27 protein-coding genes, 1 pseudogene and 2 other annotated features are annotated in these 23,955 nt (G+C 37.5%); of the genes and pseudogenes, 6 read left to right on the top strand and 22 right to left on the bottom strand.

From position 1 onward, the window contains the following. Window positions 1-88 precede the first annotated feature (88 nt). The 6 genes from ACIQXJ_RS19845 to hmpA all read right to left on the bottom strand — a co-directional run bounded on the left by ACIQXJ_RS19845 (window position 89) and on the right by hmpA (window position 3,440). Window positions 89-484: a DsrE/DsrF/DrsH-like family protein gene (locus tag ACIQXJ_RS19845; protein WP_403056801.1), complete on the bottom strand. Its 396-nt coding sequence runs from the start codon at window positions 482-484 to the stop codon at window positions 89-91. A gap of 16 nt (window positions 485-500) precedes the next feature. After that, window positions 501-1,055, bottom strand: a complete 555-nt coding sequence (locus tag ACIQXJ_RS19840) for a sulfurtransferase TusA family protein (protein ID WP_403056798.1) — start codon at window positions 1,053-1,055, stop codon at window positions 501-503. 83 nt (window positions 1,056-1,138) lie between these two features. Then, window positions 1,139-1,435 (bottom strand): rhodanese-like domain-containing protein, encoded by a 297-nt coding sequence (locus tag ACIQXJ_RS19835; protein WP_403056795.1) that lies wholly within the window; start codon window positions 1,433-1,435, stop codon window positions 1,139-1,141. Window positions 1,436-1,447: 12 nt separating this feature from the next. Next, window positions 1,448-1,789 (bottom strand): rhodanese-like domain-containing protein, encoded by a 342-nt coding sequence (locus ACIQXJ_RS19830; RefSeq protein WP_403056792.1) that lies wholly within the window; start codon window positions 1,787-1,789, stop codon window positions 1,448-1,450. 43 nt (window positions 1,790-1,832) lie between these two features. Further along, the gene (locus tag ACIQXJ_RS19825) at window positions 1,833-2,093 is read right to left on the bottom strand and encodes a metal-sensitive transcriptional regulator (protein WP_173479334.1); all 261 of its coding nucleotides are present in this window, start codon (window positions 2,091-2,093) and stop codon (window positions 1,833-1,835) included. A 180-nt stretch (window positions 2,094-2,273) separates the two neighbouring features. Continuing rightward, window positions 2,274-3,440: an NO-inducible flavohemoprotein gene (gene hmpA / locus ACIQXJ_RS19820; RefSeq protein ID WP_403056789.1), complete on the bottom strand. Its 1,167-nt coding sequence runs from the start codon at window positions 3,438-3,440 to the stop codon at window positions 2,274-2,276. A 194-nt stretch (window positions 3,441-3,634) separates the two neighbouring features. On the opposite strand from hmpA, the gene ACIQXJ_RS19815 reads away from it, so the two are divergent. After that, window positions 3,635-4,072, top strand: a complete 438-nt coding sequence (locus ACIQXJ_RS19815) for an RrF2 family transcriptional regulator (protein WP_069508058.1) — start codon at window positions 3,635-3,637, stop codon at window positions 4,070-4,072. Window positions 4,073-4,134: 62 nt separating this feature from the next. Here the strand turns inward: ACIQXJ_RS19815 and ACIQXJ_RS19810 are convergent, their stop codons facing one another. From ACIQXJ_RS19810 to ACIQXJ_RS19780, 7 genes are all read right to left on the bottom strand, one after another. After that, window positions 4,135-5,115: a GNAT family N-acetyltransferase gene (locus ACIQXJ_RS19810; RefSeq protein ID WP_403056786.1), complete on the bottom strand. Its 981-nt coding sequence runs from the start codon at window positions 5,113-5,115 to the stop codon at window positions 4,135-4,137. Window positions 5,116-5,138: 23 nt separating this feature from the next. After that, entirely contained in the window at window positions 5,139-5,591 is a 453-nt protein-coding gene (locus ACIQXJ_RS19805; RefSeq protein WP_401013195.1) for a nucleoside deaminase, read from the bottom strand. A gap of 18 nt (window positions 5,592-5,609) precedes the next feature. After that, window positions 5,610-5,987 (bottom strand): VOC family protein, encoded by a 378-nt coding sequence (locus tag ACIQXJ_RS19800; protein ID WP_340821916.1) that lies wholly within the window; start codon window positions 5,985-5,987, stop codon window positions 5,610-5,612. Beyond that, window positions 5,984-6,418, bottom strand: a complete 435-nt coding sequence (locus ACIQXJ_RS19795; protein ID WP_403056783.1) for a DUF1801 domain-containing protein — start codon at window positions 6,416-6,418, stop codon at window positions 5,984-5,986. Before ACIQXJ_RS19795 ends, ACIQXJ_RS19800 begins: the two co-directional genes overlap by 4 nt. Window positions 6,419-6,573: 155 nt before the next feature. After that, on the bottom strand, window positions 6,574-7,230 hold the full coding sequence (locus ACIQXJ_RS19790) for a YdeI/OmpD-associated family protein (protein WP_403056780.1): 657 nt from the start codon (window positions 7,228-7,230) through the stop codon (window positions 6,574-6,576). 121 nt (window positions 7,231-7,351) lie between these two features. After that, window positions 7,352-7,756 carry a GNAT family N-acetyltransferase gene (locus ACIQXJ_RS19785; protein WP_403056777.1) on the bottom strand — a complete coding sequence of 135 codons (405 nt, stop codon included), beginning with the start codon at window positions 7,754-7,756 and terminating at the stop codon, window positions 7,352-7,354. Between the two features lie 167 nt (window positions 7,757-7,923). Beyond that, window positions 7,924-8,418 carry an SdpI family protein gene (locus tag ACIQXJ_RS19780; RefSeq protein WP_403056774.1) on the bottom strand — a complete coding sequence of 165 codons (495 nt, stop codon included), beginning with the start codon at window positions 8,416-8,418 and terminating at the stop codon, window positions 7,924-7,926. Window positions 8,419-8,733: 315 nt separating this feature from the next. Here ACIQXJ_RS19780 and ACIQXJ_RS19775 point away from each other — a divergent pair, with 315 nt between their 5' ends. Then, the gene (locus tag ACIQXJ_RS19775) at window positions 8,734-10,428 is read left to right on the top strand and encodes a methyl-accepting chemotaxis protein (RefSeq protein ID WP_403056771.1); all 1,695 of its coding nucleotides are present in this window, start codon (window positions 8,734-8,736) and stop codon (window positions 10,426-10,428) included. Window positions 10,429-10,610: 182 nt separating this feature from the next. On the opposite strand, the pseudogene ACIQXJ_RS19770 reads toward ACIQXJ_RS19775, so the two are convergent. Further along, window positions 10,611-11,360, bottom strand: a pseudogene (locus ACIQXJ_RS19770) (HAD-IIB family hydrolase). A gap of 199 nt (window positions 11,361-11,559) precedes the next feature. Beyond that, window positions 11,560-11,852, top strand: a binding site (T-box leader). A 56-nt stretch (window positions 11,853-11,908) separates the two neighbouring features. Between ACIQXJ_RS19770 and ACIQXJ_RS19765 the strand changes: the two are divergent. Next, window positions 11,909-13,480 carry a 2-isopropylmalate synthase gene (locus ACIQXJ_RS19765; protein WP_401021575.1) on the top strand — a complete coding sequence of 524 codons (1,572 nt, stop codon included), beginning with the start codon at window positions 11,909-11,911 and terminating at the stop codon, window positions 13,478-13,480. A 422-nt stretch (window positions 13,481-13,902) separates the two neighbouring features. Here ACIQXJ_RS19765 and metG read toward each other — a convergent pair whose 3' ends face one another. The 4 genes from metG to rsgA form a co-directional block, all read right to left on the bottom strand. Further along, complete coding sequence (gene metG, locus ACIQXJ_RS19760; protein WP_403056768.1) at window positions 13,903-15,537, bottom strand: methionine--tRNA ligase; 1,635 nt, start codon at window positions 15,535-15,537, stop codon at window positions 13,903-13,905. 160 nt (window positions 15,538-15,697) lie between these two features. Then, window positions 15,698-15,959: a binding site (T-box leader), on the bottom strand. Window positions 15,960-16,026: 67 nt separating this feature from the next. Further along, window positions 16,027-16,686: an HAD family hydrolase gene (locus ACIQXJ_RS19755; RefSeq protein WP_403056765.1), complete on the bottom strand. Its 660-nt coding sequence runs from the start codon at window positions 16,684-16,686 to the stop codon at window positions 16,027-16,029. A gap of 22 nt (window positions 16,687-16,708) precedes the next feature. After that, complete coding sequence (gene fosM, locus ACIQXJ_RS19750; protein WP_403056762.1) at window positions 16,709-17,134, bottom strand: FosM family fosfomycin resistance protein; 426 nt, start codon at window positions 17,132-17,134, stop codon at window positions 16,709-16,711. 84 nt (window positions 17,135-17,218) lie between these two features. Then, window positions 17,219-18,289 (bottom strand): ribosome small subunit-dependent GTPase A, encoded by a 1,071-nt coding sequence (rsgA, locus tag ACIQXJ_RS19745; protein ID WP_403056759.1) that lies wholly within the window; start codon window positions 18,287-18,289, stop codon window positions 17,219-17,221. 380 nt (window positions 18,290-18,669) lie between these two features. Between rsgA and ACIQXJ_RS19740 the strand changes: the two genes are divergently transcribed. Beyond that, on the top strand, window positions 18,670-19,752 hold the full coding sequence (locus tag ACIQXJ_RS19740; RefSeq protein ID WP_403056756.1) for a type III polyketide synthase: 1,083 nt from the start codon (window positions 18,670-18,672) through the stop codon (window positions 19,750-19,752). A 1-nt stretch (window position 19,753) separates the two neighbouring features. Continuing rightward, window positions 19,754-20,296: an isoprenylcysteine carboxyl methyltransferase family protein gene (locus ACIQXJ_RS19735; protein WP_403056753.1), complete on the top strand. Its 543-nt coding sequence runs from the start codon at window positions 19,754-19,756 to the stop codon at window positions 20,294-20,296. 108 nt (window positions 20,297-20,404) lie between these two features. Here ACIQXJ_RS19735 and ACIQXJ_RS19730 read toward each other — a convergent pair whose 3' ends face one another. Then, on the bottom strand, window positions 20,405-21,601 hold the full coding sequence (locus ACIQXJ_RS19730) for a GTP-binding protein (protein ID WP_403056750.1): 1,197 nt from the start codon (window positions 21,599-21,601) through the stop codon (window positions 20,405-20,407). A gap of 168 nt (window positions 21,602-21,769) precedes the next feature. On the opposite strand from ACIQXJ_RS19730, the gene rpmG reads away from it, so the two are divergent. After that, window positions 21,770-21,919, top strand: a complete 150-nt coding sequence (gene rpmG / locus ACIQXJ_RS19725) for a 50S ribosomal protein L33 (RefSeq protein WP_193833306.1) — start codon at window positions 21,770-21,772, stop codon at window positions 21,917-21,919. Between the two features lie 317 nt (window positions 21,920-22,236). Here the strand turns inward: rpmG and ACIQXJ_RS19720 are convergent, their stop codons facing one another. Genes ACIQXJ_RS19720 through ACIQXJ_RS19710 form a run of 3 tightly spaced genes read right to left on the bottom strand, consistent with a single transcriptional unit; the run spans window position 22,237 to window position 23,927 of the window. Continuing rightward, the gene (locus ACIQXJ_RS19720) at window positions 22,237-23,043 is read right to left on the bottom strand and encodes a hypothetical protein (protein ID WP_403056747.1); all 807 of its coding nucleotides are present in this window, start codon (window positions 23,041-23,043) and stop codon (window positions 22,237-22,239) included. A gap of 19 nt (window positions 23,044-23,062) precedes the next feature. Further along, window positions 23,063-23,359 carry a hypothetical protein gene (locus ACIQXJ_RS19715; protein ID WP_403056744.1) on the bottom strand — a complete coding sequence of 99 codons (297 nt, stop codon included), beginning with the start codon at window positions 23,357-23,359 and terminating at the stop codon, window positions 23,063-23,065. After that, the gene (locus ACIQXJ_RS19710; protein WP_403056741.1) at window positions 23,352-23,927 is read right to left on the bottom strand and encodes a hypothetical protein; all 576 of its coding nucleotides are present in this window, start codon (window positions 23,925-23,927) and stop codon (window positions 23,352-23,354) included. Before ACIQXJ_RS19710 ends, ACIQXJ_RS19715 begins: the two co-directional genes overlap by 8 nt. Window positions 23,928-23,955: the final 28 nt, after the last annotated feature.

The raw sequence follows: 23,955 nt of genomic DNA, 5'->3' as shown, positions 1-23,955 counted from the left end.
ATAATCTGTGGCCTTTAACTTGCTTCAGCCGTGATTTGAGCCAGCCCCACTAAATTTTTGTGCATCACTAGCATTCATCTTAAGCAAGTTAAAACGTTAATGATGGTGCTGCATCTTTAGCAAATTCTAAAAATGTAACAGCCCCTCCAACCTCAATACCATCTACGAAATCCTCAATCGATAAGCCCATGACGTCCATCGTCATTTGACACGCAATAAATTTAACGCCTAATTCTTGGGCCATTTCCACTAATTGCGGAATTCCAGGTACATTCGCTTTTGCAAATCCTTCAGCAAAATGCTCTGTTCCAGCAGGCATCGGTAAAGCATGCATCCCTTGCTTATGAATTAAATTTAACCCTTCAAATGTGAAAAAGATTGCTACTTCCTTGTCAGAAGCCGCCGCTGCTGTCGCGATATTGAACACCTTATACGCATCGAAAAGACCACCGTTACTTGCAATAATTGCTACTTTATTTGACATAATAAATTCCTCCAATTTAAAAAGTTTTGAATAATTCGCCCGTCCAAGATGTCATACCTGGTAAGACGTTAAATACTTTTGTAAAACCACTTGCCACAAGTTTTTGTGCCGCTAAGTCACTACGCGCTCCTGTACGGCAAATTACATAAATCTCTTGTTCTTTATCTAGTTCAGAAAGTCGCGCTTCAAGCTCACCCATCGGAATCGATTTAGCACCTTCAATATGACCGAAAGCAAACTCTGCTTCCTCCCGTACATCAAGAATAAGCCCATCTCTTCCTTGAATTTGCTGCAACGCAATTGTGGATTCAAACATTTTTTCACCCACTGCATCTTGTGCACATTTACGTATATAATGTTTTAGCACCGCATCCTCATCTATTGTACCAATGTACTGATGCCCAACAGAGTCAGCCCAAGCAGCAATATCCGCTTTCGAACCTCTATCTGTTGCTGATACTTCTAAAATTTGGCCATCCACTAATTCCGCCATTGCCTTTTTCGTTTTTACGATTGGCATTGGACAAGATAGCCCTTTAGCATCTAGCTGAAAATCTGCTTTAATCGTCATAACTTCCTCCTTATACTTATAGGGGTATTATTTTTAATAAAAAAATATAGAGCAAGCCATTGCATAACCCTCACTACATTTTTTCATCGAACTTCACCTTCCCACGCAAGCATACCACCAACCATATTTGTCACATCGAAGCCTTGGCTTTCTAAAAATTGAGTAGCTCGACCACTACGAGCACCTGATCGGCAAACCATAATATATGATTCATTTTTATTTAACTCATGCGTACGAAACTCCAGCAAGCCTAGTGGAATGTGATTAACACCAGGAATATGACCTTCCTGCACTTCATCTACTTCACGTACGTCAATTAATTTTAAAGTTTGGCCTTGTGCCAAAGCCTCTTGAACTTCTTTTGCTGCTATTTCTTTCACGATTATTGCCTCCTAATAAGCGCTCATGCCACCACGGACATTAGTTACACGCTCATATCCTAGTTTTTTCAATTGCTTGCACGCCTGACTACTACGCATACCACTTTGACAAATAACAACCACTTCTTTGTCCTTCGGTAATTTATCGAATCCAGAGCCAAGAGGGATATTTTTAAATTGCGGAATGTTTCGGCCTTTGTACTCAGCCGTTGTTCTCACATCAATAAATACTTTATCCTTATCATTCAGCATATTTTTTAATTGTGCTATTGAAATTGACTTCACCCCTTTTACCGGCTTCATACGCCAAATTAAAAACCCGATAACAATAGCAATAATAATCCATGTTTCCAAGAATACTACCTCCTATTCATATACTATAAAGGGTATAATGAGACTATCTACTTTTCACAACTAAATCCATCGCTTCTTGGATGGCAGTATTCATTTTCTCTGAATCTCCATCAGCAGTCGTTACACAATCTAACAGGTTTTCACTGACGATAACACCTATCGTCCGATCAACTGCAGAACGCACGGCGGATAGCTGTGTAATCACATCTTTACAGTTTTGACCTTCTTCCATCATGCGTAAAATTCCACGCAATTGGCCTTCCATTCGCTTTATACGATTGGCTGTTTTAGCATCGTACGCCATTATGTGCACGTCTCCCTTCAAATTTAGTAATCCATCTTGCTTACGTGCTTTATCATATACCCCTATAGGTATATTGTCAACACGAAAGTTCTAAATATTGATTTTCTAACTTGATTCCATGAAAAAAACTCTGTTACAAGTGCACAACATGCGACTTATAACAGAGTTAGCTATTATCTTTTAGTTTGCTAATTGCATAGCTGGACCAAAGAATTCATAGTGAATTTTTTCATCTTTTATGCCGATTTCATGGAGATTTTTAATTACTGCTTCCATAAAGCCGATTGGACCACAAATATAAACGTCCGTATTGTTCGTTACTTGCTCAGCTAATAATTCTTTTGTCAGTAACTTGTCCTCATCAGAATAAAGCGCAGTATATGATGCATTTGGAAGCGTATTTACTTTGTCTTTAATGTCATCACTGAAAGCTACTACATTTTCATTACGAGCACATTGAATGAATTTAACTTCATTTGCTGCATTATCTTTTAATGATTGCAGCATACTGTTTAATGGTGTTACACCAATACCTCCACTAACGAATGTAATTGGTGCTGCACTTTCTTGTAGAACAAATAATCCTGCAGGTACGCTTACATCTACTAAATCTCCAACTTGTAACACATTATGAATAAAGTTAGATACTTTACCATTCGGAGTATGCTCGCTTTCACGTTTTACTGAAATACGGTAGCCGTCCTCTGCACTAGCCTGCGAAAGAGTATATTGGCGGTTCAATAAATATTCTTCACCAGGTACTTTCACACGAATGCTAATATATTGGCCAGGTTCGTATTCAGGAAGTGGTGAGCCATCTTCATTAACAAAGTAAATGGAAGTAACAAGGTCGCTCTCAACTTCTTTTTTCGCTACTTTTAATGGTTTAAATAAACGCCATCCACCATTATTTTCAGCTTTTTGATATAGCTCTTCTTCTACTTGAATGAAAACATCAGCAATCACACCATAAGCTTCAGCCCATGCATTGATAATGTCATCTGTAGCTGCATCACCTAGAACTTCTTTAATCGCTTTTAATAAGAACTCACCCACGATTGGGTAATGCTCTGGTAAGATACCTAAACTACGGTGTTTATGAGCTATTAACATAACTGCCGGTAAAATTGCTTCTAAATTTTCAATATGAACTGCCGCTGCATAAACTGTATTTGCTAGCGCAGTTTGTTGACGACCTTTTTCTTGGTTTGTGTGGTTAAAAATATTTAATAATTCTGGATGAGCTTGAAACAAATTTTTATAGAACGTCTTCGTAATTTCTACCCCATGAACTTCTAATACGGGTACTGTCGCTTTAATAATTTGTACTGTTTCTTGTTTTAACATATCGCATACCATCCTTTCGTGATTACAATATAACGCTTTCATTTTCTTAAAGCAATATCAAAAATACATCTTTAACAAAATGGACATATTTGATGTATTTTAAATACATCTTTTAAAAAAGTAATGTATTACTATAAATTATTGTAGAAATGATATAATTATTATAGTGACAATATAGAAAGTAGGGTGTTCCAATGCGATTAACTTTATACACAGATTACTCCCTTCGGACACTCATTTATCTAGGAGCAAAAGAAGAGGGTCAGCTCTCAACCATTCAAGAAATTTCAGATGCCTATAATATATCAAAAAACCATCTAATGAAAGTGACACACCAATTGGGGTTACTTGGTTACATCGAAACAATTCGAGGCAGAGGCGGCGGTATCCGTTTAGCTATTGACCCTAAATCAATTACTATTGGGGAAATTGTACGCCATACAGAAGAAGATTTTCACCTTGTTGAATGCTTCGACAAAGAAAATAACTTATGTAAAATTGCACCAGAATGTCAATTAAAAGGTGTTCTCTATGAAGCCTTACAAGCATATATGGCTGTCCTTGATCGTTACTCCCTTGATGATTTTTTACATTCTAAGGAGAAATTAATGGCATTATTATTCGGCAAATAAAAATACCCGCTCAACAATTGTTGGTCGGGTATTTCTTTATAATTAATACTTTACAATACCTTTTATAATGCCTTTGAAAATATAATCATGTCCAATGCGCGTATACCATTTTCATAAATCGGCTGCGGATAATTACTGAAAAAATCTTTCTCTATGGCTTCCATACGAAAACCGGATTTTTGATAAAAAGCAATGTTATCAATACTAGAATTGGCTGTGCCTACTAAAATATTTTTAAAACCTTGCGCTTTGCAAACCACATAAATTTTGTTCAAAACTTCCTTACCGATACCTTTACCTTGAAATGCGGGCACAACAGCTATATTTTTTAATTCTACTGTCGTATCAGACTGTGCAATAAGTAATGCGACACCTGCCAATTTCTCACCACATTTAATTGCGTATAAATCACCGTCATTCATATATTGACGAACGGCAACTTCACTTTCATCTGCTAGTAATAGATAGGGCATATAACTTTCACGATCACCCTGCACCTTTTCAATAGATGTATGGTATCGAACAAAATCCTTGCGTTCAAAAACATTTAATACACACGGTTGCTTTTCCTTCAGTTCTAACCAAGAATGTTCCTGCGGAAAATCCTTTTCAACCCCAATACGAATAAAAGGCAACTTCTCTTGTGCCTTTTGTGAGCGAATATTGATCTTTCTAGCTCCTGCAAAAACACGTTCAAGTCCTAAATCAAAAAAAGCGATTTCTAAAATTGCCTTTTTCGCTTCCTCATTGTAGCCTTGTCCCCAAAACTCATGACCTAACCAAGACCCAATATGACAGTTTTTATTATCATGATCTATATACATTAATGCTGTTACACCTATGAGTCGTCCTTCCTCATTTAGCACAACGCGAGGAACAGTTTTCCCCTCTTCCTCGTCAACACATTCACGTTTTATAAAGTTAATCGTATCTTCTACTTTCCCAGCAGGTAACCCAAGAGCATCCCGAACCTGTGGCATTGAAGACAATGCATGCATTGCTTCAGCATATTTAATGTCATGCTTCACTAAAGTTACTGCCATACTCTTTTCTCCTTTTTACGCAATTAAGTTTTACTATACCAAACATGCATTGGATTTTTACCTTCATCCTCTACTGGCATATGAATCATTCGAAACTCGCGTTCTTCATCAATTTTCTGTAAATCTGCATAGACCTCGCTTGAGCGGCTTAAACCTACTGCAATGGCATCAGCTAATGAATTTGCAAAATAAGCCTTATCCACTCCGGCCATCGCCATCGCGCCAAAGCACATCGGACAAGGTGCCCCACTTGCATACATCACCGTTCCGCGTAAATCTGTAGAGCCTAGCTTTTCTTGCGCTCGTCTTAAAGCAAGCAGCTCGGCATGGCCCGTACTATCTGGTCGTAGGTGTAGTTCATTTACACCTTCTCCAATGATTTCATTATCCTTTACCAAGACAGCCCCAAATGGTTGACCACCTTGTTCTATATTTTGAAGAGCTAGCTCCACTGCTCGCTCCATCCATAGGTTCATATATACTCCCCCTAATAATTAATTATACGTAAGTTGCCACGATACACCGAAGCGATCCTGAATCCAAGCAAACTGCTTAGAGAAACCGTAATTATCCAATGGCATTAACGCTTGACCACCATCCAATATTTGCTCAACAAGGCTTTCAATTTCTTCCTTTGTCTCACACTCTAAAAAGATTGATATCGCTGGAGTAAATGAAAAGTTATGTTTGATTGGACTGTCATTCAACTTGATTTTCAAACCTTTTAAATCGACTTCTGCCATAGCAACCTGTTGTGTGTTTTCCACATATGTCAAAGTTTCAACCGCTAATTCTGGAAACCATTGCTTGTATTGCTCCAAGGCATCATGAGCTTGTCCTTGAAACATTAAAAATGTAGTAGCACTTTTCATTTGTTCAATTCTCCTTCATATCTATTAATCCATTCCCCAGGAGTCATTTTCGAAACGAGCTCTCCTATTAAATCATAAGGAATATTTTTTGTACTAGTAAAACGAATACAACTTTTCCCCATATTTAACTTTGTTGGCACTCGCTTGGCGTACTCCTCTTGAAACCAAGACAATAAAGCGTTGTCTGCATAAATGCCCATATGATAAACAGCTATATGTCGCTTCTGTGCTGCCAAGCTAATAAATGGTAAGGGAGTATTAGGTGTTACATGATACCCTTTTGGATATGACGCTAACGGAACTACATAACTTATCATGTCGTAATTCATTGTTTGTTCAAATCCAGCAGGAATATTCGTTGCTATAACGTCCGCAAGCTTGGCAAAACTATCACGCCATTTTTCATCTACCAGTTCAATATATGCTTCCATAACTTCCACCCCACTTATTAAAAATGTTTCATTGAACGATTTAAAAATATTCCTTAATAGTAGTATGAAGCTTATTTATTAGCAATAGCGTAAGCTTCTTTGTTACAACAATCGACAAAAGTTTTAATAGATAACTACTACATCTGGAAAATCTTTTATATGTGGCCCTCTGCTTTCGCTTTTCGATAGTGCTCCTTCGTCTTAAAGCCTGCCCTTGTAATTTCACGCATCTCCACTAAACGTGCTAGCTGCGTTTCTTGCTTTTTCGCACTATAAATGTAGCGAGCCCAATCCTTTTGATATCCTGGCGTTAATGCATTATAAAAGGCTAAATCAATTGGATTTCCTGCAAGTTCACCTCGCAATAAGGGGACCATACTTTCATAGTCACTTACACATTGACTACTTGCTGTTCTTTTCTTCCCTCTTCCCATTGTATCCCGTTTAATGCATACAATCGAAAACGTATTATCCAATGACATAAGACTAGAAAATTTATAATCGCTACCCGCAATATATTTTGCCTCGTCCACCTGAATTGCTGGGAAAATGTCATCTCGGTGAATATATTCTTTGTATTTTTTATTATTTTTTTTCGGATAAACAAAAAATAAATAGCCTTGCTCTGCTAACATGTTCTGTTTAAGCGTGCTTTTTAAATACGTTATCATTTCATCAATTGTAAACACAAAAGAAATGACGCGATCGTAAGGTGCGTGTCCTGCATCCGTAATCCCCTCTAATAGCAATTTGTCTGGCAAATTGTGAATTGTAATAGAGAGTCCATCCATTAATTTGAATTTCTTCTGCATACTTTCAGCACCCTTCTGCATTTATTTACACTAAATTTATCACAAAAAATTTAATTTAACTCTAATTGTCCAAAATATATACAAAAAACGCTTGAACATTCTCAAGCGTTTTAGTCTTTCATTAACTTCCAGATTGCATTTTATAGTTTCTATAAATCATACCGTTTGTTTTTGTCATTCCGAATTTTTCATAGTAAGGTACGAGATCATCATCACAGCATAAATCGATCATATAAATATTATTGAGTTCTTTAAGCATTCGTCTTACTAACTCCTTGCCTATACCTTTATTTTTGTATTGTGGTAATACTTCTAACAATGGAATATAGGCAGACAAAACGCCATCACTTATAGCGGTAATAAACCCTATTACTTCGTTCGTATTATCATCAATCGCCAAAACTATTTTGCTACTCTTCTCCAACAAACGTAAATGCGTTTGTGGATTAGGTGGACTCGGCCAGTCTACAAAAAAACCGTTTAACATATTTGATGAAATACCTTCGAGTGAATTCTTATAAATCATTTTCTATCAACTCCTAATATTATATAACTATTAGTTAGCTGCTAGAAATCAAAAGAATAGTAACAAAATGTGACCTCCAGTATTTGTAATTACATAAGTTATTCTACTTACGTCTTCATTCTCCTGCTCAAATCGTTACTTTTTAAAATTCCCAACTTTGGATACGGTTACTTAATCTTCGATGCAGCAATTAAGCCTTTAACAATTGGAATACCTGTGCCAATTAGTACGACTGGCAAGAACCACCAACCTAATCCATCTACCTTTCCTAATGCAACAAGTACAATTTCACAAGAGATGACTGCAAATAAAATTAAGCAAAAGTTTTTTATTTCATTACATAATTTACGACTATTTAAATAAAAGGCCTCGACGTTGCTCTCATTTAAACGAGATGGATAGTTATGCATATATGGTACTTTCTCAAGAAGACCTAAAAATATCCATAAAAAAATTCCGATACCTGGTAAAATGAATACTTCTATTTTCGAACCCCATCGATCCACCTCTCCCGCACCATTAAAATGGGCAGGAATTTCTTCAGGTAAGGTACTCCACTGAGAAATAATAAATATGATGGATACAATAAATAATCCGCCACCAATTATGTCCAAAAATTTTTCATACTTCGTTTTCGGTAATTTCAAGACCGGTCTATACATTGCTCCACATCCTTGTTTATCGTTAATTGTATTTACGTTACTTCCAGCAATTAGGTTTCAAACATTATATAAATCGCGTTTTTCGTGATACCATTTAGTTTCTTCTTCATAATTAAACACCTAGCACATAGTGCTTAAAATGCCACCTATATAAACCCATACTATAACTAAATTCCCTCTTATTTCATATTTTTCACTATGAATAAACTCATAATACTTTTTAAAATACATATAATCTGCTATAAATAAGTATATATACATATTTCACTTTTTTGTAACATTTCTACTAAATTACTAGGAAGGGACTTACAATACATGCGATTTACGATTTACAAAAAATTAATTCTCGGTTTTTTTATTGTTATTTTAGTTTTAATTGGCACTATAGCTTTAAACTTCAAGCAGCTTAATTCAGTAAACGGGACTTATCAAGAGTTACTCGAAGAACAGACGAAAAAATCTATTAGCATTCAAGAGCTAAGAGTAATTGCAAAACAGGAAATTGTAAGTATGCGTGGATATCTTTTACTTGGAGATAAACAAAATCGTGATGGTAATAAATCCGCTCGTGAAGAATTTAAAGTAAAATCCGAAAGTTTAATGGCAACATTAGAATCAAAAAAATCAATTGAATTATTAGAATCCGTTAATAAAAGTGAGCAAAATGTTCAGCAATTTGCTGATCGTATGTTTGCTTTAAAGGATGCTGGCGAAACAGAAAAATACGAGAAATTAGACAGCTCTCAAGGTCGACTTATTCTTAAACAATTCGACGAGCGTGTTGAAAACCTTGCCAACTATCAAAGTGAAGCTGTAGAAGCAAAAATAGCTGCTACCTCAAAAGATATTGATGCTATCAAATTAAACATGATTTCGCTTGGTGTATTTGCCGTCATCATTAGTCTGATAATTGCCATGATTATGGGAACTATTATTTCTAGACCTATTAAAGGGATGGCAAAAGCAGCGCAAAAAATTGCAGAGGGTGATTTAACAGCTGAACAAATTCGCATTAAAAATCGCGATGAAGTTGGCGATTTAGCCCTTGCCTTCAATCAAATGGCACAAAATCTAAAAAGCTTAATTACCAATGTTAGTCAAAACACAGCACAAGTAAGTGCTTCAGCTGCCGAATTAACTGCTAGTGCAGATCAAACAATCCAAGCTACTGAACAAATTACATCCGCTATGCAGGAAGTCGCTAGTGGCTCAGAGGCACAAGGGAAAAATGCTACAGAAAGCTCACAAGCTATGAAAAATATGACTAACGGCATTCAACAATTAGCATCAACAACTGCCGCTGTTTCTGAACTTGCCATTGAAACGAATACAGAGGCAAACAAAGGGAATGAGTCACTACATCGCGTCATTTCACAAATGGATACTATTAATACAGCAGTTTTGGAATCTGCTAACGTTGTTAAAAATTTAGGTAACCATTCTGTTGAGATTGGAAACATTATTAGTATTATTACTGATATTGCTGAGCAAACCAATTTACTAGCATTGAACGCTGCTATTGAAGCTGCTCGAGCAGGTGATCATGGTCGAGGCTTTGCAGTTGTAGCTAACGAAGTGAAAAAATTAGCTGAGCAATCTAAAAAGTCTGCTGAACAAATTGCAGGGTTAATTTCAGAAATTCAACAGGAAACAAACCGTGCTGTTACAGTGATGGATACTGGTACACAAGAGGTTCAAGTTGGTATGCAAGTTGTTAAAGTGGCTGAGGAAGGTTTTTCAAAAATCGTTGACCTTATTGAGCAAGTGTCAAAACAAATACAAGAAGCAACGACTGTTTCTGAGGAAATGTCTTCTAGTGCTGAACAAATCTATGCATCCTTCGATGAAATAGCAACAATTGCACAAACATCATCTTCTAACCTTCAAAATGTAGCTTCTGCTTCAGAAGAGCAGCTTGCGACAATTGAAGAAGTTGCAGCTTCTGCGGCAACTTTATCGACAATGGCTGAAGAATTGCAAACACAAGTTTCTCGCTTTAAAGTGCAATAGCTAAGTGCCTGTACTGTACTGGCTGGTTCTGGCACTTCATATAACTTCTAAGGCCTAAAAACCCACTTCGCTTTCCGCGGGCACATCGTAAGCAGCAGCAGTCGCTAACATGCGGCTTGTTGCGGCATACATCTTGTGCGTTCCCGCAGGAGTTTACGTGGGTTTTTACTTGATTAAAATGTTCAAAATTGTTTGAGTGCCTGGCACTTTAGTATTTCAATTACTGCAGCTTCTTCGCTTGGTACCTGAAATGTGGCAAGCTTGCCTACTGGATGCTCACCAACACAAACACTCGCTAATGCTTTTTCAAACATTGCAGCATCATTTGCATCATTGCCAAACGCGATAAACTGATTTTGTAATACCCCTAATTTCGTTAAGCCTGTCCATTTATCAATCCCACTGGGGCTCATATCTAAAATGTTTTCAGATGCATGTTCATATAACGAAATTGGTAGCTTTCGTAGCTGTACCAAAATATTTTGATGGTGCTCACCAGGGAATAATACAATTTTAACAATGTCTTTTAGTTCCTCCAGTACCACTCGTTTTGCAAGCTGTAGTGGATCTAAGTTTTGATAAATCGGATGTTATTCACTACCTGTGTAGGCGTAATCCCAGTCACCATCTACTAAATACGCTAATTGATAGGTTGTTATAATTTGTTTGATTGCTTCTATAATTTCTCCATCAAATGCTGCGATTTCTTTTATATTACCATTATTAGCTACAAAAGCTCCGTTTCCCCCAACCATTGGAAACGTGCGCATTGACTCTGGCAATACCGGTAACATATCTCGAATCGGGCGAGCTGAAGCAAAAATAACTTCATGTCCATTCTTTAGACAATCCTCTAATGCAGCCGTTATTCCTGCACTTAATGGCTGACCTTTAAAACAAATCGTACCATCTAAATCAAATACAAATTTCACCGTTCTACCTACTTTCTATGTATAAAATCCATCCTCATTATCTCATAAATAAATGCCTTTATTTGTGAAATAGCCATTTTAACATTCCATCTTACTAACTACCGTTAAAACTACAATAATTAAAACTGAAAACAAATAATTTTTAGAATATTGTTGACATACTGACAATATCAACGTATTATAGCTTTCAACAACACATTGTTAAGCAAAGATTGGAAATAGTAAAAATGCCCGTGTACTTGTAGAGAGCCGATGGTTGGTGTAAATCGGTAGGCACACATTTTGAACTCATCCATGAGCTACTCTCCGAACCAAAACGAGTCAGCACAATTCTCCTGCTTCTAAAGCAGTGAGTTGAATGCCGTTTAAAAGTAAGGGATGTCGGTTTCCACCGTTATTGGGATAGACAGTGATAGCTGTCGATAAGGGGGCTTTTTCTTTAAAGGGAAGGTCAATTAGAGTGGTACCGCGAGCAAATAACTCGTCTCTATATTTTTATATAGAGGCGGGTTTTTTTTATTTTATTACAACAAAAGGAGTGTTTGAAAATGGGAAGAAAAATTTGGGTGTTTGATACAACTTTACGTGATGGCGAGCAAGTGCCAGGAGCAAAACTGAACTTATACGAAAAAGTAGAGATTGCACAGCAACTCAAAAAATTAGGCGTCGATATTATCGAAGCTGGTTTCCCGGCTTCTTCACAAGGTGACTTTGATGCGGTAAAAGCTGTCGCACAAAAGGTTGGTAATACGAACGACATTATGATTACAGCATTAGCACGAGCAGTAAAAGCTGATATTGATTCCGTATATAACGCTGTAAAATATGCAGAAAACCCTATGATTCATATGGTGCTTGGCACTTCTGATATACATGTTGAAAAGAAATTTAGTAAATCTAAAGACCAAATACTACAAATTGGCGTAGATGCTGTGAAATATGCAAAAACTCTTTTACCACAAGTGCAATATTCAACAGAAGATGCCTCCCGTTCAGATTTTGAGTACCTATGGAAAACGATTGAAGCCGTTATGAAGGCTGGCGCAACAATGATAAATGTGCCTGACACTGTAGGTTTTGCTGAACCAGAAGAATTCGGCGCTATGATCTATAAGCTAAATGACCGTATGAAAAACTTAAACGATAGTGTTTTATTGAGTGTACACTGCCATAATGACCTTGGTATGGCAACGGCTAACACACTTGCAGCCATTAAAAACGGTGCAGACAAAGTGGAATGTACAATCAACGGTATTGGGGAACGTGCCGGAAATGCTGCACTAGAAGAAGTCGTGATGGCACTAAAAACACGTAGTTCTGTTTACAATGCAGAGACACGCATTAATACAAGAGAAATCATGAACACTTCACGCCTTGTTTCAAGCTTTATGGGCTTAGATGTACAAGTAAACAAAGCCATTACTGGAGACAATGCTTTTGCACACTCTTCAGGAATTCATCAAGATGGTCTACTTAAATCTCGCGATGCCTACGAAATCGTTCATCCAGAAGATGTAGGTCTAGATGATATGGAACTTGTCTTAACAGCTCGTTCAGGTCGCCATGCCGTAAAAAATGCACTTGAAAAGTTAGGCTTTTCTAATCTTTCTACTGAGGAATTTGAAGGCATTTTCGATGGTTTCCTCAAATTAGCTGATGCGAAAAAAGAAGTTTATGACCATGACTTATATGTCATTGTGGAAAGTTATTATGAAAAGCATGACGCAAATCATGCCAATGCTACTCATTATAGCGAGCAATTTTTTGACATTGAAGATTTACAAGTCGTCAGCAACGCGAGCTTCCCTTCTGCTAGTGTAAAAATTCGCAAAGGTGAAGAAGTATTGAAGGCAAGTGCTGTTGGCTCAGGCCCGATTGATGCATTGTATTCTGCCATTGCAGATATTGTAAAAATCGATGTAAAGCTAGTAGAGTATAATATTAACAGCGTATCGCGTGGTAAGGAAGCACTTGGTAAAGTTAAAATAACGATTGAGCATGAGGGCGAAAAATATATCGCAAAAGCTGCAGATACAGATATTTTAAAAGCAAGTGCGCTTGCATACATTAATGCAATCAACAGCATTGTTGTGGCGAAATTAACTCCTGTTATGAACTAACACTTTAACTGCAAGTTAAAAAGCTGTATAACGATAAAGGGCATCAAGAATAAACTTCTTGATGCCTTTTGTTTCGTTAAATGGAACTTAGATCGAGTGCCAGGCACTCACACAATTAATATGCAATACTTGTTGATTGAAGCGCAGGGTGGGCGACTCTTGCGGGAACGCACAAAACGCAAGACGCAACAATCCGCGCACTAGCGAGGGGTGGGGCTTACATTGTGCCCGCGGAAAGCGACCGCTCGTAGCGGAAATCAACGGTGATTACTAAGTGCCAGACACTCACACAACACTCACACAATTAGAATGCGGTACTAGTTGATTGGAGCGCAGGGTGGCGACTCCTTCCGGAACAGCACATAATGTAAGCTGCAACAACCCGCGCACAAGCGTCCGCCCGTAGCAGAACTCAACGGCTGCTAGTGACTGTCATTAACTAACTTCTGATATTCTTCTTCAATTAGTCCCACATCAAGTCGTTCAAATAGTGGTGTCACTTCGCCAATGCTTTTCGGTAGCTCCACTTGCTCATACCACATCAACTCTGTTATGCCTAACATGCCTCGAATTTTCTCTGTAGAGAACGGTAAAAATGGCTGTAACACTTGTCCTAAATTTGCAATCATATAGACACACGTTGCAAGCGTTTGATGACAATCCGCTATATTCTCCTTCACCTGTAACCACGGTTGCTGCTCATCAAAATATCGATTGGCCGCACGGATGTAAGCAAAAATTTCCTCTAATGCTTGCTTAAAATGTCCCGCTTCAATCGCCACACCAACATCACTAAACAACTGTATCGTCTGTTTCCTTACAGTCCCATCTACATCGACCTGTGGCACTTGACTATCAAATGATTTTTCTATAAATTTCAGCGTCCGATTGACAAAATTGCCATAAGCTCCTAGCAATTCTCCATTATGACTATAAATAAATTCTCGCCAAGAAAAATCAGTATCACGATTTTCAGGTGCATTCATTGTTAAAAAATAACGAATAGAATCTGCGTCATAACGACTTAAAATATACGGCACCCAAACCGCCCAATTTTGGCTTGTTGATAATTTTCGTTTTTCCAAAGTCAAATATTCATTGGAGACAATATGTGTTGGTAATGCTTTCGCCCCAATACCCATTAATATCGCTGGCCAAATAACTGTATGGAATGGAATGTTATCCTTGCCATGCACATAATAAGAAATTGTTTCTTCATTCCATAAATCCTCAATTGCAATATGATGTTGTTTTGCCCATTCCATACTTGCTGTTAAATAACCTGCCACGGCTTCAATCCACACATAAATTTTCTTCCCTTCATAGCCCGGAACTGGTACATCAATGCCGTTTGGTAAATCTCGCGTAACAGCACGGTCAGGAACGCCCTCCGCTAAGTAACGTTCGGTCAAGCCTATTGCATTATCTCGCCAGCGCTTATCCGCCTTTGCTTCAGCTACAAAAGTTTCTAGCCTTCCTTGAAATTGACTAAAGGTAAAATAAAAATGCTCCGTTTCTCGAATAACAGGCTCATTGCCACAGATTTTACAACGCTTGTCGATCAATTCAAGTGGATCTAAAATTTTCGAACAATTATCGCACTGATCCCCTCGTGCCTTTGCCCCGCAATTTGGGCAAATACCTTCCACAAAACGGTCAGGTAAAAACTGTTTGTCCGTTTCACAATAAGCCTGCTCAATTTTCTTTTTGTATAAATAATTATTTGCCATCAGCTGTAGAAAAATTGCCTGTACAGCTTCATGGTGATGATGAGCATCCGTTCTCGTATATAAATCGTAAGTAAATCCTAAATCATGAAAACATTGCGTAAATTCTTGATGATACCGATCTGCAATTGCACTTGTCGTCGTATTTTCCTGTGCAGCTCGAATCGATATTGGTGTCCCATTACAATCACTACCTGAAACATACAATACTTTGTCACCTTTTTGTCGGTAATATCTAGCCAAAATATCACCTGGTAATAATGCGGCAATATGCCCTAAATGCAATGAGCCATTGGCATATGGCCAAGCTCCTCCAATTACAATTGTCATCCTAAGTTGCTCCCCTCAATTAATAAAATTCTACTCTTTTAAGCTGTCACGCAAATAAATTGGACAGCTATCAGTGGCATTCTCTTCATTCAGTGGACAATAGAAATATTTCCTCGCATCCATCGTTTTTGAAGATAAAAAAAACGCCCTAATCATGACTGATTAGGACGAGTATACCCGTGTTACCACCTATATTTACAAATAGCTCACACTATTTGCCTCAATCAGTACGTCTTGCATTCATTTAAGAGATACTGCCGCTGTTGTAACGAGTGCCCATCTCGTCGTAATCTACTCACAAAAATGCTTTCGGTACGAAGCTCAAAGGTCATTTTCAAAAGGGTTCATTTACCTCATTTCCACCAACAGAGGCTCTCTATTAAATGCTTGTCCAATTTACTTTTCCTTTTCAACGCTTTGTTATAGTTTGGCACTATTTTACTCTTTCCCCTTATGAAATGCAATGTAAACATTTATATTCGCTTCGTATTATAAGTGAGAAATAGTAGTTAGATGCTTTGAAATATCATGTAGATTATCTATCACGACATGTGCCTTTTGTAATTCAGAGTCCTGCGCAAAATCAAAGCGTACACCTATGGAAAACAGATGATTATCCAGTGCTGCTTGGATATCAGATGCACGATCTCCGACAACAGCTCCGGCTTGAATGTTATTTTCTTCGATTACACTTTTTACTAAATCAGATTTATGACCACTACGGATAGACTGAATACTATACGTCCCTTCTATATAACGTTTGAGATTATATGTATCTACGATTGCTTGCAAATACTCTTTTTGGCCATTGCTCGCAATGTATAAATGATAGTCATTTGCTAACGTAGCTAGTGCTTGCTCTGCATTCGGATATAATGCGCCTTTGCCATTTATTATCAACTCAATAAGCTTGTCATGAAATAGGGCATTACTTGCTTCACGCACCTCTAAAGTATGCATAGGACATAAAGTTTCCCATACAACAGGTAATGAAACACCCATAATTTCACGGTATTGCTCAATCGGTGTGTCCCCCTGCCATAACCCCTTTGTACGTAGCACATCAAAAGTCGCCGTCAGCGCCGGCTCCAATATAAGATTCGTTTGAAATAAAGTACCGTCCATATCGAAAATAATTGCTTTTTTCATAATATAACTCCCTTTGTCATTGTTAATCATTGAAAAATTCCATATGTGTTTTTTCATTTTTATAATACGCTAGGCGATCCTGTAACGTACCTGTATGGAACTCAAATTTATGACCATCTGGATCGGTAAAATAGACGGATTGTTTATCTCGTTCATCTCTTTTCCTGCCCTCTAAAATATTGACCTTGTAATGCATAAGCTTGTCAAAGATTTTCTCAAAATCGTCTTCATCGATAGAAAAAGCAATATGTGTATAGGAGCGATGTATTTCGTTACGTGGAATATCTGCTTCCTCATTTAGTGCAAGCCACAGCCCATTTAAATCGAAATAAGCAGTGCTTTTCCCCTTTACTAAAAGCTTGGCATCAAAAACATTTTGGTAAAATGCTATTGATTGCTCTAGATTGGACACTGAAAATAAAAAATGGTTAATATTTTGTATAGTCATAGTACATCTCCTTAAACGATTAACTCGCTTATCAGATAGCAACTTCGCAACACGATGGCGAAGTTGCCAATAAAAGCTTTTTACCTATTTTTTGCCCTTCTTCATGCCTTTCGCAATTTGCTTCCATTTGCGTTGCTCATTCAGCTTTGCCTGCATATTCGTTTTTCGCTCAATAAAAGCAAGCTCCTTTTGCAATTTAAAATAGCTTTGCAAACGCGATTGTTCAAGTGCTCCATCTATAATAGCTTGTTGTACCGCACAGTGTGGCTCCATATGATGCGTACAATCTCTGTAACGACATGCGGCTGCAAATTCTTCAATATCACGGAAACTAGAAGATAGACTTTCACTTTGATCCCATAATTGCAACTCACGCATTCCTGGGGTATCGATTAAGCAGCCACCACTTGGCAATACAATTAATTCTCGATGCGTTGTCGTATGGCGCCCTTTGGCATCATCCTCCCGAATACTTGAAACTTTCATAAGCTCTTCTCCGCTTAATGCATTCAATAAAGTAGATTTCCCTGCACCCGATGAGCCGAGCAGTGCACCTGTCACCCCTTCTATAAAGAGGTTCTGAATAGCTGATATGCCTTCACCTGATCGTGCGCTAGTTACAAAAACATCCACACCAAAAGCTACAAGCTCAACTTCCCGTACCATGCTCGTAATATCATCACATAAATCAGCTTTTGTCAGTACAATTACTGGCTTCGCACCGGAATCCCAAGCGGCCACTAAATAGCGTTCTAAACGACGAATATTAAAATCTGCATTTAAGCTCATTACAAGTAGCACAATATCAACATTCGATGCTACAATTTGTTCCTTTATTTCCTGTCCTGCAACCTTACGAGAAAAAACGGACTTTCGGTTAAATAATTTATGAATTATCGCCTTTTCTTCCCCCGCCATCTTCTCGACTAATACCCAATCTCCAACTGCTGGATAGTCCTCTCTTGCTACCGATGTATATGCAAAATGTCCAGCGACTGTAGCTAGCCACTCTCCTTCTTCAGCTAGTACACGGTATGAATGCTTATGCTCCAAAGTAACTCTTGCAGGTACACAGTTCGCTAGCTTTGATTCTTTTTTAAACGCAGTTTCTTGCTCTTCAAAATATGTTGAAAATCCTAATGTTGTTAATTTCAATTGTTATTCCTCCTAAATGTGTCTATCGATTACGCCTCTAAATGCGTAACGAACATAAAAAAACCTTGCAACTGCAATTCGGCAGTTTCAAGGTTTCACAGGCACGTTTAAGGGAATACACAAATAGCCATTGTCACATAGTAGTCGTTAACTCTACGGGCAAGGTCAAATTGCATAGTTTAGGCGTGTGAAATTGAACAAACCGAATTGCAGTTCGTTAAAAACGGATCTATTCATCATGTCACATCACCTACTTCCAATTTAGATGTTATCAATATATCTAAATTGTTCAAAATTGTCAAATAAATTTATTGAAGCATGTACGCCCTTCCTAACAGCATACAATGTACGAGACCACTATTTGCAAAGGAGATGTTGTATTGTCAAAAATTATTTCTATCAGCACATATCAACCACCTTACACATTGCAACAGGCGAACGCAGAGGCGTTAACGAAGGAGCTCTTTTATGAAAAAATCCCAAAATTAGAGCGTTATTTAAAAGTATTTGATAATGGTGGCATCGATACTCGCCATTTCTGTGTACCCGCTGAGTGGCACCGCAGTGAGCATACTTTCGAAGAACGTAACAATCTGTATATAGAGCTAGCAACACAATATAGTGTTGAAGTCATTCAAGCCTGTTTACAAAATGAATCCTTTTTAGAAGCACCAATTTCCCCTAAAGATATTGATGCTATTATTTTCGTGAGCAGTACGGGCATATCTACACCAAGCATAGATGCTCGTATCATGAATCAGCTACCTTTTTCTGATAGGCTAAAGCGCATACCATTATGGGGGTTAGGCTGTGCAGGGGGAGCTGCTGGAGTTAGTCGTGCTTATGATTATTGCAAAGCGCATCCTCAAGAAAAGGTACTTGTTGTATGTGTCGAACTTTGTAGCCTAACCTTTCAGCAAAACGATCTTTCTAAAAGTAATTTAATCGGCGCCTCCCTATTTGCTGACGGCGCAGCATGCATACTCGTTTGTGGGGACGATGTTGCAATACCGACAAAAAAAGCCATCCCTTCGATTGTTTCAACTGGTTCTAAATGGATGCCCGATTCAGAAAATGTAATGGGCTGGAATATAAAAAACAATGGTCTTCATGTCGTTTTCCAGAAAAGTATTCCATCCATTATTACCAATTGGCTTGGCCCTTTCATTGAACAATTCTTAGTTGAACAACATCTTTACAGTGAGCAACTGGATCATTTTATTGCGCATCCTGGGGGAAAAAAAGTGTTAAAAGCGTATGAGGATACGTTATATCTTGCTGAACAAAAAACCGACATTTCTCGGGAAATATTACGTCAACACGGTAATATGTCTTCTCCTACTGTTTTGTATGTACTTGAGCAGTTTATGTTAAACGAAGGGCAAATAGATGATATTGGATTGCTTGTCGCCCTCGGTCCAGGCTTCTGTGCAGAGGCTGTATTACTTAAATGGAGGGAGTAATATGCTTTTTTACATTATTTTAATTCTTGTTATTCTACAAAGATTAACAGAGGTATTAATAGCAAAACGTCATGAAAAATGGATGCTCGCAAAAGGAGCCTATGAAGTTGGTGCCTCCCATTATTCATATATGGTTGCTATGCATGTTAGCTTTTTTCTATTTTTAATAGTTGAAGTAGTTTCCAATAAAAATTGTCCATCGGCCTTATTCCCATTATTTTTCTTATTATTTCTTTTGGTGCAAGCTTTGCGTATTTGGTGTATCCAGTCACTAGGGCCATTTTGGAATACAAAAATATTGATTTTGCCTGGTGCAGAAGTTGTACGCAAAGGCCCATATACATTTATGCGCCACCCAAATTATGCCGTTGTTAGCTTGGAAATTCTTCTACTACCAATTATGTTTCAAGCTTATTTCACAGCATTTTGCTTTACGCTCTTAAACATTACAATGCTCTCAGTACGGATTCCCATTGAGGAAAAAGCGTTACGTGATGCGACAAACTATAATCATGTATTTAAAAAGAATCTACCACAAAAGTAATGTGGTAGATTCTTTTTTACGTAAATCGTAAATAAGATCGATTTTCATTATAAATTTAAATTGACTACATTTCGCTAGCGTGACTTAACTCACAATCGCAGCACTACTTTAACTCCATTCCCACTGAAAGGGATCCTCTAGCTTGCCCCATGGCTCTGTATATTCATCAGTCGTCAACAGGCATGCATCTAGCTCCTTAGTAATAGCTTCTTTATCTATATCGATACCTATAATGACTAGCTGTGTCATACGGTCACCGAATTCCTCATCCCAATCCTCCAAAACCTCTGGGCTTTGTAAAAAAACATCCTTTTGCTGCGCTGTTGGTAATGCCGCTACCCAATAGGAAACAGGTTCAATTTTTACAGAGGAACCTGCCTGTGACAATAATAACGCTACTTCCTGATGTTTTGCGCTCCAAATAATACCTTTTGCACGCACAATGGATTGAGGCATATTATCACACCACTCAACAAAACGCATCGGATGGAAGGGCATTTTACGCTTATAAGTGAATGAAGTTATGCCATACTCCTCTGTCTCTGGCGTATGATTTTCATGCCCGAGTTCTAACTCTTTTAACCAGCCAGCAGATTCTGATACGCTCTCAAAATCAAAACGCCCTGTATTTAAAATTTCACTTGGCTCGATTACACCATTAATTGTACGTATTAGCGTTGCCTCAGGTTGTAATGCACGCAAAATACGTTCTAATCGTTCAAGTTCATCTTCTGTCACGAGGTCACACTTGTTCAATACTAAAACATCACAAAATTCAATCTGATCAATCAATAAGTCAGCCACATCTCGTTCATCTAAATCACCAACCGCTTCCTTACGCTCTAACAAGCTTTCGCCTGACTGAAAATCATGCCAAAAACGATGAGCATCTACTACAGTCACCATCGTATCGAGTTGACAAAACTTTGTTAAATCTATGCCAAGCTCCTCATCCAAATAACTGAACGTTTGCGCAACTGGAATAGGTTCACTAATACCCGTCGACTCAATTAAAATATAATCAATATTTCCTAGCTCCGCGAGGCGTTTAACCTCTTGTAATAAATCCTCTCGTAATGTGCAACATATACAGCCATTGGAAAGCTCTACGAATTTTTCCTCCGTTCGAGAAATACCACTTCCACTCGCAATCAGTTCTGCATCAATATTAATTTCACTCATATCATTGACAATAACAGCCACCCGCATATTTTTCTCATTTTGTAGAACATGATTCATCATCGTTGTTTTACCTGAACCTAAATAACCACTTAAAACTGTCACTGGAATTTTCTTTGTCGTCATATTCCAACCTCCTTAAATCGTAATGATTACTATTTACAATTTGTAATTTAATCATAGAAAAGCTGAAAATGCAACGCCTAACTTTTTGTGTAGCTCCATATTGACAATAGAATATAAAAATAATATTGTATAAAGCGTAATGATTACTATTTAAAAGGAGTTGATAGGATGCGTGTTCAAATTATATTAGCCTGTACAGAAACTGGAGATAAAAACTACATTACTACAAAAAACAAACGAAATAATCCAGAAAGACTGGAGTTAAAAAAATATTCTCCTCGTTTAAAGCGCGTAACGTTACACCGAGAAACAAAATAAAAAATATTTATAGTCAGCTAAACAATCCTGACAAAGGTTTTAAAAGTTCCGCTTTCCGCTATGTAAGATAAAAGAAAGCTTCGGTATTTTGCAATCAATAAAGTTTAGAAGTGAATACTAGTTGTTAGGAGCAGACCTGCTCAGAACGTAAGACGCAACAAACCGCAAACTTTCGAGTGTTGCGTCTTACGTTGTGCTGAGCGGAAAGCGCTCGCAGTAGCGAAGCAACAGTTAGTCACAGCAAAAAAGCGCTAGATTGATTGTAGTCAATTTAACACTTTTTCTCTTTATACCATCCTTCTAAACAACCTGTTTTTTTACATAGATCTATTCACATTAATCTCTATAGCGAGCTGAGTCAATTGGTGCTCTAAGTCATCAAGGATACGAACTTTCTTCTCTAGTTGCTCCTCAAAATCATTGGATTGCGCTATTATTTTTTGTATCTTCGCATCTAGATTTAAAAGCACCTTCGAGTTTACAGACGTATTTTCTCCATTTAAGGCTACAGCACTTGTGTTTTTGTTTTTAATATCCATTAACTCAAAGGACAATCTATTTATTTCATTGTCTCTTTCTGCTAACTCCTTAACTAAATAATCATACACATTATTTTCGTCGTTTCTCTGTATGGCTTCAATGATAGCATTCATTTTTTCATTCGCTGCTTTTGTAAATGTACTTAACTGTATTTCGAGACTTTCAATTGCCTGCTTTTCTTCCGCTTCATAATCTCTTTTAATAGTGAGCAGTTCATTATTATTTGCCTTTGTTGTTTGCCGTAATTCTTTATTCTCAGAACGTAAATGCTCAATCTCTCTTAATAATGTATCTATCGAGGAAATGTGTTTTTTTCGTTGAATTTCCCTTCTCTGTATATCCTCATTGTAAGCCTTTAATTCCCTTTCATTCGTTCTTTTTAATTTCATCCGATCCATCGCAAGCTCTTTATTACGTTTCGTCAATTGAACATTTTCCCGCTCTAGTCTAAGTACGAGTGAATAATAATCGCTATCTCTAAGTCTATTTATTTCATTTTTATATTTAGCAAGTTCCGCTCTTAAAAAAATAATCATTTGCTGGAGCTGAATAGGATCGTTATTTTTAACGCTTTGATTATCCACGTTAGTACCTCCTATTACGTTAGCTTTTCAAATAATCTATTATTTCCTCAAATTGCACTTTATTATCAGCTATTAAATCATCAAGTTCTTGTATAAGACGCAATTCAATCTGCCCCGTTATATTCTCTTCTGAGGCGCTCTTGTCGCCAGATAATAAATAGGAAAGCAGTAAATGCAACGTACTTTTTTCAAGAAATGCAAAACTATTATCTCCCTCCTTTCTAAAATCCGTGACATTACTAAGTTGATCCTTCATAAAATGACGAACGATTTGTTCTAAACCCGCCTCTAGTTTTTGTTCTTCTATCTCACTCATCTTGACCCTCCTGTACAACGTTAATTCCATTGAGATTAATAGGATTTAGCACGAAGACACCGTCTTGTAGCTCATCACAATATGTAAAGCCCGATATTGTACCAGCATAGGATAAATTATGGGACCATTTAATTTGGAAATTTGTAAATGAAATCGTCTCATTCGGCTCAATTGTTGTTTTGCCAATTGGTTTAAGCCAAAATTCTGTATTGTTAGAGCTATCATTTATGCGTTCCCAGCTACCCGAAGTTTTTAAATTTTGACTAAAATGCTCATATACATATCTACCTGAGAAGGAAAACGGGGAATCTTCAGGTAGCTTTATGCACAAATAAGGATTTGTGATTGGCTGATTACCTATATTGCGAATATGATAAGAACCAAGACATAGACTCTCCTGTTCTGAATCATAAGAAATATTAAGAGATGTCGTGAAATAACTAATAACACTTACATTTTTTTGAAAATTTTGTTCCGCCACTAGCTTTTTTATTTCACGGACATAAAACGTCGTTTGCTCTTTAAGATTCTTTATTTTTTCTTCTACCGAATCTTTATGAATACTCATAATAAGTGCCCCCTTGCCTATATAATAT

Source organism: Lysinibacillus sp. NPDC097868, assembly GCF_044761135.1.
Classification (GTDB): domain Bacteria; phylum Bacillota; class Bacilli; order Bacillales_A; family Planococcaceae; genus Lysinibacillus.
This window is presented reverse-complemented; position numbering and strand designations above follow the sequence as displayed.

Excerpts from the sequence above, each read along its gene's own strand:
- ACIQXJ_RS19845 (WP_403056801.1), bottom strand. The coding sequence starts at position 484 with ATGTCAAATAAAGTAGCAATTATTGCAAGTAACGGTGGTCTTTTCGAT.
- ACIQXJ_RS19840 (WP_403056798.1), bottom strand. The coding sequence starts at position 1,055 with ATGACGATTAAAGCAGATTTTCAGCTAGATGCTAAAGGGCTATCTTGT.
- ACIQXJ_RS19825 (WP_173479334.1), bottom strand. The coding sequence starts at position 2,093 with ATGGCGTACGATGCTAAAACAGCCAATCGTATAAAGCGAATGGAAGGC.
- hmpA (WP_403056789.1), bottom strand. The coding sequence starts at position 3,440 with ATGTTAAAACAAGAAACAGTACAAATTATTAAAGCGACAGTACCCGTA.
- ACIQXJ_RS19815 (WP_069508058.1), top strand. The coding sequence starts at position 3,635 with ATGCGATTAACTTTATACACAGATTACTCCCTTCGGACACTCATTTAT.
- ACIQXJ_RS19810 (WP_403056786.1), bottom strand. The coding sequence starts at position 5,115 with ATGGCAGTAACTTTAGTGAAGCATGACATTAAATATGCTGAAGCAATG.
- ACIQXJ_RS19805 (WP_401013195.1), bottom strand. The coding sequence starts at position 5,591 with ATGAACCTATGGATGGAGCGAGCAGTGGAGCTAGCTCTTCAAAATATA.
- ACIQXJ_RS19800 (WP_340821916.1), bottom strand. The coding sequence starts at position 5,987 with ATGAAAAGTGCTACTACATTTTTAATGTTTCAAGGACAAGCTCATGAT.
- ACIQXJ_RS19795 (WP_403056783.1), bottom strand. The coding sequence starts at position 6,418 with ATGGAAGCATATATTGAACTGGTAGATGAAAAATGGCGTGATAGTTTT.
- ACIQXJ_RS19790 (WP_403056780.1), bottom strand. The coding sequence starts at position 7,230 with ATGCAGAAGAAATTCAAATTAATGGATGGACTCTCTATTACAATTCAC.
- ACIQXJ_RS19785 (WP_403056777.1), bottom strand. The coding sequence starts at position 7,756 with ATGATTTATAAGAATTCACTCGAAGGTATTTCATCAAATATGTTAAAC.
- ACIQXJ_RS19780 (WP_403056774.1), bottom strand. The coding sequence starts at position 8,418 with ATGTATAGACCGGTCTTGAAATTACCGAAAACGAAGTATGAAAAATTT.
- ACIQXJ_RS19775 (WP_403056771.1), top strand. The coding sequence starts at position 8,734 with ATGCGATTTACGATTTACAAAAAATTAATTCTCGGTTTTTTTATTGTT.
- ACIQXJ_RS19765 (WP_401021575.1), top strand. The coding sequence starts at position 11,909 with ATGGGAAGAAAAATTTGGGTGTTTGATACAACTTTACGTGATGGCGAG.
- metG (WP_403056768.1), bottom strand. The coding sequence starts at position 15,537 with ATGACAATTGTAATTGGAGGAGCTTGGCCATATGCCAATGGCTCATTG.
- ACIQXJ_RS19755 (WP_403056765.1), bottom strand. The coding sequence starts at position 16,686 with ATGAAAAAAGCAATTATTTTCGATATGGACGGTACTTTATTTCAAACG.
- fosM (WP_403056762.1), bottom strand. The coding sequence starts at position 17,134 with ATGACTATACAAAATATTAACCATTTTTTATTTTCAGTGTCCAATCTA.
- ACIQXJ_RS19735 (WP_403056753.1), top strand. The coding sequence starts at position 19,754 with ATGCTTTTTTACATTATTTTAATTCTTGTTATTCTACAAAGATTAACA.
- ACIQXJ_RS19730 (WP_403056750.1), bottom strand. The coding sequence starts at position 21,601 with ATGACGACAAAGAAAATTCCAGTGACAGTTTTAAGTGGTTATTTAGGT.
- rpmG (WP_193833306.1), top strand. The coding sequence starts at position 21,770 with ATGCGTGTTCAAATTATATTAGCCTGTACAGAAACTGGAGATAAAAAC.
- ACIQXJ_RS19715 (WP_403056744.1), bottom strand. The coding sequence starts at position 23,359 with ATGAGTGAGATAGAAGAACAAAAACTAGAGGCGGGTTTAGAACAAATC.
- ACIQXJ_RS19710 (WP_403056741.1), bottom strand. The coding sequence starts at position 23,927 with ATGAGTATTCATAAAGATTCGGTAGAAGAAAAAATAAAGAATCTTAAA.